Source organism: Acidovorax sp. GW835-FHT14B10 (genome assembly GCF_058793725.1).
In genome coordinates, this window is record NZ_JBXAGC010000056.1 from 1 (window position 1) to 7,168 (window position 7,168).

The window sequence follows — 7,168 nt, forward strand, 5'->3', positions numbered from 1 at the left end:
GTGCGCTACCGCGGGCTTCAGAAGAACGCCACGCGGGCGTTCACGGCCTTGGCGCTGGCCAACATTTACCTTGCCCGGGGGCAATTGCCGGGACAGGTGCGCCTGTAGGGGCTTGAAGGGGGCTCAAAGGCTCCCGAAACAGGCTCTGTGGGGCAAAGTTCGGCATCTTTGCGGGCCATTTGGCATTCAAATGGCTGTGCGTTGGAGTTGACGCTACTTGATCAGCATTGCCCTAACAAACGGAGACAAACCATGAGATCAGGTCGCGAAGCCACACCCACCGCGCAGCACGACGCCAAGCGCGCTCCATCCCGTCGGCGCTTCGTCCAGGGCGCCGGTCTTCTCGCGCTGGGTGCGTCGCCACTCGCCGCGCTGGCGGCTGGTCGCGATACTGGCGAAGGCGTGACCTTTGCCGACGGACCGCGCCCCATGGTGACGTACCCGCAAAAACGGCCGCTGATTCGCGTTCACACCCGGCCGCCGCATCTGGAAACGCCGTTCTCAGTCTTCAACGAAGGGCCGATTACCGCCAACGACGCTTTCTTCGTGCGTTACCACCTGGCCAACATCCCGCTGGCGATCGACCCTGCTACCTACCGGCTCACCGTCAAAGGAAAGGTCAACACCCCGTTGAACCTGTCGCTGGCCGAACTGAAGGCACTGGCCGAGCCGGTGGAGGTGGTGGCGGTCAACCAGTGCTCCGGCAACAGCCGCGGGTACTCGTCGCCGCGCGTCTTCGGCGCACAGCTCGCCAATGGCGCGATGGGCAATGCCCGATGGGTCGGCGTGCCGCTGCGCAAGGTGCTCGAGAAGGCGGGTGTGGCTGCGGGTGCCCGACAGGTGACCTTCAACGGCCTCGACACGCCGGTGCTGCCCGCGACCTCGGATTTCCGCAAGGCGCTGGACATCGAACACGCGCTGCAGGACGAACCGATGCTCGCTTGGGGCATGAACGGCAAGGACCTTCCGTTCCTCAACGGCTACCCGGTCAAGCTCATCGTGCCGGGCTACTTCGGCACCTACTGGGTCAAGCACCTCTCGGAAATCGAGGTCATCGACCATGTGTTCGACGGTCACGACGCGCTGTTCATGACGACAGCCTACCGCGTGCCCGACAACGACTGCCAGTGCGTGGCACCGGGTTCCGCAGCGGCGAAGACGCGGCCGATCTCCACGCTGCCCGTGCGCAGCTTCATCACCAGCGTCCAGGCCGGTGGCATCCTGCCTTCCGCCCGCTCGATCGAACTCAAGGGAATCGCCTTCGATGCCGGCGCCGGCATCAAGACGGTGGAAGTCTCCATCGACGGCGGCCGGAGCTGGAAGGCGGCGACGCTCGGCAAGGATCTGGGGCGCTTCTCGTTTCGCGAATGGCGGGCGCCGGTGAGCTTCGCGAAGAAGGGCCGAGCCGTGCTCATGGTCCGTGCGACCAACCAGAAGGGCGAAGGCCAGCCCGCCACGGTGGACTGGAATCCGGCAGGTTACCGCCGCCATGTGGTCGAGTCCACGCCGGTCACCATCGCCTGAGGACACGCCATGAAAACCCCCACTTTTTTGGCCCGTGCCGTTCTTGGCTGCTGCGTGTTGATCGCGTTCAACGCGCTGGCCGCGCCGCCCGACATCAAGCTGCTGCCCGACACGTCGAAGCTGCGCCCGTCGAAGTTGCCGGGCTACGCCATCGCGATGCAGAAGTGCGCGATCTGCCATTCGGCGGACTACGTCAACTACCAGCCGCCCGGCATGACGCAGACGCAGTGGACCGCCGAGATGGCCAAGATGCAGCACACCTACGGTGCGCCGATCAGTGACGACGAAGTCAAGCAGGTGGGTGCCTACCTGGCGGTCGCCTACGGGTCCGCGAAGGCCACAGACGCCAGTGTGATCGCCGCCTCCACACCCGCGCCTGCGCCGCCCGCTCCGCCAACGTCACCGGGTGCTGCGGCCGCGCCACCAGCCGGTGGCGCGAGTGTCAACGTTCAAGCGCTTCTTGCGAGCAACGCGTGCCTGAGTTGCCATGGCCTGACCCAGAAGATCGTCGGTCCGGGCTATCACGACGTCGCCGAAAAGTACAAGGCCGATCCGCAGGCGCAGTCGAAGCTGGAGGCCAGCATCCGTGGCGGCAGCGTCGGCAAGTGGGGCAGCGTGCCGATGCCGCCTTTCGCCGCACTGAAACCCGAAGAGGTGAAAGCGCTGGCTGCGTTCGTCTTGAAGCAATAGACGCGTCCCCATCACCGTAGCAAAGATTCCGGCACCGACAAAACCCTCACGAGATCCAAAAATGACTCCCACGAATCGCCGCTTTTTCATCTTGCAAGTTGCCGGCGCGGCAACTGCGTTGTCCGTCTCCGCCGCCCACGCACAGTCCGGCGGCCCGAAGCTGGCCGAGACCGATCCTCAGGCCGTGGCGCTCGGCTACAAGGAAGACACCACCAAGGTCGACGCCAAGAAATTCCCCAATCACGCGGCCAGCCAGAACTGCGCGAACTGTCAGCTGTTTCAAGGCAAGCCCAAGGAAGCGACGGGCGGCTGCCCGCTGTTCGCCGGCAAGCAGGTCGCTGCTGCGGGCTGGTGCAGCGCATGGAACAAGAAAGCGGCATGAGCAGCGGCTTCGTTCGTGCGGGCATCCTCGGGTTGCTGGTCGCAGGGAGCACGTTGACGCAGGCGGCCGACATGCACGCGCACGGTATGAAAGCCGAGGGCGTTGTGCCTCCCAGCTTCATGGCCAGCACGGCCAAGCCCTTCGATGCGCTGATGGGCGATGCCATGGCCGTAATGGACCACGACATGCGCACCGCATCCATGAACGGCCAGCCCGCGCACGACTTCATGACCATGATGATTCCCCATCACCAGGGCGCGATCGACATGGCCAAGTCGATCCTGCTCAACACGCAAGACCCGGAAGTGCGCAACCTCGCGCAGGGAATCATCACCGAGCAGGCCAACGAGATCCGGCTGATGCAGGCCTGGCTCGCACGCCACGCATCACCCGCCAAGTAGTCGCTCCAGACACGTCGAAGAAGGACCTTTCATGAATTCACTCAAACCCCTTGTCCTTGCCACGGCGCTGGCCGTTGCATCTTTCGGTGCATCGGCCGCTTCCAATCCCGGCGACCGCGTCTACACCGCAGACCAGATCACCAACACGGTGTCGGTGATCGACCCGAACACCAACACATTGCTCGGCCAGATCAAGCTGGGCAACCAGCGCCCCGACGTGCTGTCGCCGATCTACAAGGGCGAGATCAACGTTCACGGCCTCGGTTTCTCGCCCGATCACCGCACGCTGGTCGCCATTGCCAACGGCTCGAACTCGGTGACCTTCATCGACACGGCGACCAACAAGGTCAAGGGCGTGACTTACGTCGGCCGCTCGCCGCACGAGGCCTTCTTCACGCGCGACGGCAAGGAGGTCTGGGCGGTGGTGCGCGGAGAGAACTACGTCTCGGTGATCGACGCGAAGACCTTCAAGGAGAAGCGCCGGATCGAGACCGCGCCCGGCCCCGGCATGGTGCTGTTCACGCCGGACGGTGGGCGCGCCTTTGTGGTGTCGAGCTTCACGCCCGAAGTGGCCGTGGTCGACACGCGCTCGTACAAGATCGTGAAACGCATTCCGGTCGTGAGTCCGTTCTCGCCGTTCCTGCAGTTCACGCCGGACGGCAAGGAAGTCTGGATGGGCCACAAGGACGTCGGCAAGGTCACGCGCATCGACGTGAAGTCGATGGCTGTGACGAGCGTGATCGACACCGGCTTCATCACCAACCATCTCGGCTTCGCCAAAACCGCGCGCGGCACGCTGGCGTACGTCGCCGTGGGTGGCGAGAACGTCGTGAAGGTCTACTCGACCGATGGCGAGTCGAAGCTGCTCAACACCATCGCGACCGGCGCGCTGCCGCATGGCGTCTGGCCATCGGACGACGGCACGCGCATGTACGTCGGACTGGAGAACGGCGATGCGGTCCAGGTGATCGATACCGCCAGCGACAAAGTCATCGCGGCGGTGCCGATTGGACAGGCTCCGCAGGCGCTGGTCTACGTTTCGAACGCCGTACCGTCGGGTGCCGGCACGGACAACCTGAAGCCGCTGGCCAACGCCGCGCCGGTCAACATCCCGCTCATGCCCGCTTCAGGCGATGCCAAGGGCTTCGTGGTGGCACGCAATTTCGGTGTGGTCGATGCGCTGGAACTGTTCCTCTACAAACTCAAGCCGGAAACGGTCTACAGCATCTACGTGGGCGATCAGAAAGTGCCCGTCGCCAGCTTCAAGACCAATCCGATGGGAATGGCCGACGGCACGGCGATCGGCGAAATCCGCGAGGTCACTCGTCTGCAGTCGGAAGCCAATCCGAAGACCGCATCGATCGTGGTCATCGAAGGCGATGGGGCGATGGATGCAGCCAAGGTGGTTCTGCGCAGCCCGATGTGATCCAAGGCCCGCGCATCTTTCGTTACGTCGTGCGGCAAGACCGCGGCGGGTCGCCGAATCCTTTTCACGGCTGGTGCTCGCTCGCTGTGTGCAAGCCGCAGATTCGTCGCTCGGCACGTGTCGGCGACTGGATCGTCGGCCTGCGCAGCCGCCACAACGACCAGCTCGTCTACGCGATGCGCGTCTATGAGGTCATGGCGCTGGGCGACTACTGGGCGGACCCGCGCTTTGTCGCCAAGCGACCTGGCGGCGATGGCCCCCCGGACAACTTCTATCGGGCGATGGCGAACGGCTCGATAAAGCAGGTGGCCAACACGTTGCACGACGACAGCGAGGCCGCGCGAGACATTGCGGGCCTCAACGCCCTGGTGTCGTGGCATTTCTGGTACTTCGGCGACCAGAGCCCACCGCTGTCGACCGATCTGGTGCACCTGACGCATTCGGGCCAGGGACACTCGCTGCACCGGCGGCGGCGGGCTGATGACGTCGCCGTGCTGCAGCACTGGCTGGACCACTGGCCGATGGGCCGCAACGGAAATCCCGTCGATGCCTGGCCCATCGGGCGCCAAGACTACTTGTGCACTTCGAGCTGGCTGTAGACCGCCTCCGCGACCCGCAGCATTTCGGACTTGCTGTCGCCTGAAGAGATGGCGTAGCCGAATTCCTTGTCGACCCAGTAGAAGACATTCACCGGGCCATCCTGGCCGAACTTGAAGGCCGTCTCGCGTCCGGCGTCCTCGCGGGTGACGTACAGCGTCAGACGCTCGCCCTTTGCGCCGCCGAACATGAACTGCGCCACCGGCCCCTTGTCGCCCGGCAGCAGCCGCCCGCCGATGAGCTCGTAGCCCAGGGCGCGCAGGTCGGGCGGCTTCACTTCGGTGCCCATGCGCTTGGTCAGCCAGGTGACGAGTGCCTGCTCCTGGTCGGCGCCGACCTCCACCGGACGACGCACGTCCGGGCTGTAGACCACGTGGGCCACGGCTGCACGGTGAGCGAAACCATTGAGCGTGCCCACTCGCGCCGCCGCCAGCGTGGCACTGCGCTGCAGTTGCCCATCGTAGGCGCCACGGCCCCACCAAGCCGACCCGGTGCTGACGACCGCGATCGCCACGCCGGCTGCCAGGGAGCGCCACGGCCATTCCTGCCAGCCCGCCCCCGGCGCCGGCTTCAGCGGCAGGCGCAACGGCAAGGGCTCGGACAGGACCGGGTCGAGCAACTGCTTGAGCGCCAGATTCTGGGCACGCCAATCGTCCACGCGCTGGCGTTCGGCCGGGTGGGCATCCAGGAATTTATCGATTTCGACATGCCGCGAAGAGTCCAGAAGCTGGTCCGCGTAAGCATGCAGATCGGCTTCGGTCACCGGCTTGATGCCGTCGGTGGAAATGGGTTTGAGTGGGGGAGAGTCCATGTCACTTGATCCTGCGCAGGGGCGCGGCAACTTGGGCTGATGGCGCGCGGCCTTGCAGTTCCTGTCGCAGCTTGTCACGGCCGCGCGCCAGGCGGGACATCACCGTGCCGATGGGCACGCCGAGCGCGGTGGCGGCTTCTGCATAGCTCATTTCTTCGACTGCGATGAGCAGCAGCACCTCGCGTTGCTCCACGGGCAGCCGCTGCAGGACGCGGTCCAGGTCGCGGACCTCGATGCCGTCGGACTGGCTGGCTCGTTGTGGGATTTCGGGCAGGTCGTCGCCCGCGCTGTCCTCGGGTCGCCTGCCCTTGGCGCGTACACCGTCGATGAAGTGGTTGTGCATGATGCCGAACATCCAGGCGCGGATGTCGCCGCGTTTCTGCCAAAGCGAGAACCGACTCCAAGCCCGTTCCAGCGTGTCCTGCACCAGGTCGTCAGCTCGCTCGGTGTCTGCCACCAGCCCGCGCGCGTAACGGCGCAGGCTGGGAATGCAGGCGACGATCGAGGCTTCGTCCTGTGCGCGCATGGGATGAAGCGTCGTGCTCTCTTCCGTTCTGGTCGGTCAGGGCTTGATGACGTGCCAGACGTTCTTGAAGTTGTCGCCAGTCATGTCGCCGGCCTTAATGTCGGACTTGTACAGGTACACCGGCTTGCCCTTGTAGGCCCACTGCTTGGTGCCGTCGTCGCGCACAACGATGGTCATGTCGCCTTCGGGCTTCGCGTCCGCTTCTGCCATCACCGGTGGCCACAGTCCGGCGCACGGGCCGTTGCAGGCACTCTTGCCGCTGCCCGCCGTGTCGTTGTCGAAGGTGTAGAGCGTCATGCCGCTGGTGTTGACCAGCATGCCGCCGGCTGTCTTGACAGGAGCGGCGGCCATAGCGGCGCCAGAGGCGAGCGCGGCGAGCGCAAGAATCAGGGTGGGCAGAAGGGAAGATTTCATGGGAAGTCCTGTGGAAGATGGAATTGGTCAGAGTTGACATCCAGACAGACGCTTGGCCGCCTGCGTTTATTCCGCTGTCTCAAAGAATTTTTGAGATGGGCGCCAGCGCAGATGGCTGCCAGATGCATTGCAGATGCAGTGTGCGACCAGCGCCTGACTCATAGGCACGCATTTCGCCGTTGGCGATCTCCAGGCACGAGACCGCTTGTTCACTGAGTTCTTCAAGCTGCATCACCAGCGCCCGCAGGCTGTTGCCATGACCGACGACAGCTACCGTTTGGGCCAACGCCAATGATGGTTCGATCCTGCCAGAGCGCGGTTGTTGATTTCCACGCAAACCTAACCCACTATTTCCATCTCGATCTGACCCACCCTTTTGCGTGAACTCGATGCTCAC

At 64.4% G+C, this 7,168-nt stretch carries 9 protein-coding genes and 2 pseudogenes; 7 read left to right on the plus strand and 4 right to left on the minus strand.

Annotation, left to right across the window (positions count from 1 at the left end; translation table 11 throughout):
- The 7 genes and pseudogenes from AC1Q5S_RS21920 to AC1Q5S_RS21950 form a co-directional block, all read left to right on the plus strand.
- Nucleotides 1-108 (plus strand): annotated as a pseudogene (locus AC1Q5S_RS21920) (IS5/IS1182 family transposase); the annotation flags it as partial.
- 144 nt (nt 109-252) lie between these two features.
- On the plus strand, nt 253-1,524 hold the full coding sequence (sorA, locus tag AC1Q5S_RS21925; protein WP_492239424.1) for a SorA family sulfite dehydrogenase catalytic subunit: 1,272 nt from the start codon (nt 253-255) through the stop codon (nt 1,522-1,524).
- Nucleotides 1,525-1,533: 9 nt separating this feature from the next.
- Entirely contained in the window at nt 1,534-2,214 is a 681-nt protein-coding gene (locus AC1Q5S_RS21930; RefSeq protein WP_492239425.1) for a c-type cytochrome, read from the plus strand.
- A gap of 61 nt (nt 2,215-2,275) precedes the next feature.
- Nucleotides 2,276-2,596: a high-potential iron-sulfur protein gene (locus AC1Q5S_RS21935; protein WP_055839826.1), complete on the plus strand. Its 321-nt coding sequence runs from the start codon at nt 2,276-2,278 to the stop codon at nt 2,594-2,596.
- Nucleotides 2,575-2,997, plus strand: coding sequence for a DUF305 domain-containing protein (locus AC1Q5S_RS21940; protein ID WP_492239426.1), 423 nt, complete (start codon nt 2,575-2,577; stop codon nt 2,995-2,997). Before AC1Q5S_RS21935 ends, AC1Q5S_RS21940 begins: the two co-directional genes overlap by 22 nt.
- Nucleotides 2,998-3,028: 31 nt before the next feature.
- Entirely contained in the window at nt 3,029-4,423 is a 1,395-nt protein-coding gene (locus tag AC1Q5S_RS21945; RefSeq protein ID WP_492239427.1) for a YncE family protein, read from the plus strand.
- Nucleotides 4,420-5,022 carry an Nmad2 family putative nucleotide modification protein gene (locus tag AC1Q5S_RS21950; RefSeq protein WP_492239428.1) on the plus strand — a complete coding sequence of 201 codons (603 nt, stop codon included), beginning with the start codon at nt 4,420-4,422 and terminating at the stop codon, nt 5,020-5,022. Before AC1Q5S_RS21945 ends, AC1Q5S_RS21950 begins: the two co-directional genes overlap by 4 nt.
- On the opposite strand, the gene AC1Q5S_RS21955 is transcribed toward AC1Q5S_RS21950, so the two are convergent.
- From AC1Q5S_RS21955 to AC1Q5S_RS21970, 4 genes and pseudogenes are all read right to left on the minus strand, one after another.
- Entirely contained in the window at nt 4,995-5,831 is an 837-nt protein-coding gene (locus AC1Q5S_RS21955; RefSeq protein ID WP_055839838.1) for an anti-sigma factor family protein, read from the minus strand. The genes AC1Q5S_RS21950 and AC1Q5S_RS21955 overlap by 28 nt on opposite strands.
- Nucleotide 5,832: 1 nt before the next feature.
- Nucleotides 5,833-6,357, minus strand: a complete 525-nt coding sequence (locus tag AC1Q5S_RS21960; RefSeq protein ID WP_055839841.1) for an RNA polymerase sigma factor — start codon at nt 6,355-6,357, stop codon at nt 5,833-5,835.
- Between the two features lie 36 nt (nt 6,358-6,393).
- On the minus strand, nt 6,394-6,771 hold the full coding sequence (locus AC1Q5S_RS21965) for a COG4315 family predicted lipoprotein (protein ID WP_492239429.1): 378 nt from the start codon (nt 6,769-6,771) through the stop codon (nt 6,394-6,396).
- A gap of 79 nt (nt 6,772-6,850) precedes the next feature.
- A pseudogene (locus AC1Q5S_RS21970) lies at nt 6,851-7,168 on the minus strand (hypothetical protein); the annotation flags it as partial.

Excerpts from the sequence above, each read along its gene's own strand:
- AC1Q5S_RS21955 (WP_055839838.1), bottom strand. The coding sequence starts at position 5,831 with ATGGACTCTCCCCCACTCAAACCCATTTCCACCGACGGCATCAAGCCG.
- AC1Q5S_RS21940 (WP_492239426.1), top strand. The coding sequence starts at position 2,575 with ATGGAACAAGAAAGCGGCATGAGCAGCGGCTTCGTTCGTGCGGGCATC.
- AC1Q5S_RS21945 (WP_492239427.1), top strand. The coding sequence starts at position 3,029 with ATGAATTCACTCAAACCCCTTGTCCTTGCCACGGCGCTGGCCGTTGCA.
- AC1Q5S_RS21960 (WP_055839841.1), bottom strand. The coding sequence starts at position 6,357 with ATGCGCGCACAGGACGAAGCCTCGATCGTCGCCTGCATTCCCAGCCTG.
- AC1Q5S_RS21935 (WP_055839826.1), top strand. The coding sequence starts at position 2,276 with ATGACTCCCACGAATCGCCGCTTTTTCATCTTGCAAGTTGCCGGCGCG.
- AC1Q5S_RS21965 (WP_492239429.1), bottom strand. The coding sequence starts at position 6,771 with ATGAAATCTTCCCTTCTGCCCACCCTGATTCTTGCGCTCGCCGCGCTC.
- AC1Q5S_RS21930 (WP_492239425.1), top strand. The coding sequence starts at position 1,534 with ATGAAAACCCCCACTTTTTTGGCCCGTGCCGTTCTTGGCTGCTGCGTG.
- sorA (WP_492239424.1), top strand. The coding sequence starts at position 253 with ATGAGATCAGGTCGCGAAGCCACACCCACCGCGCAGCACGACGCCAAG.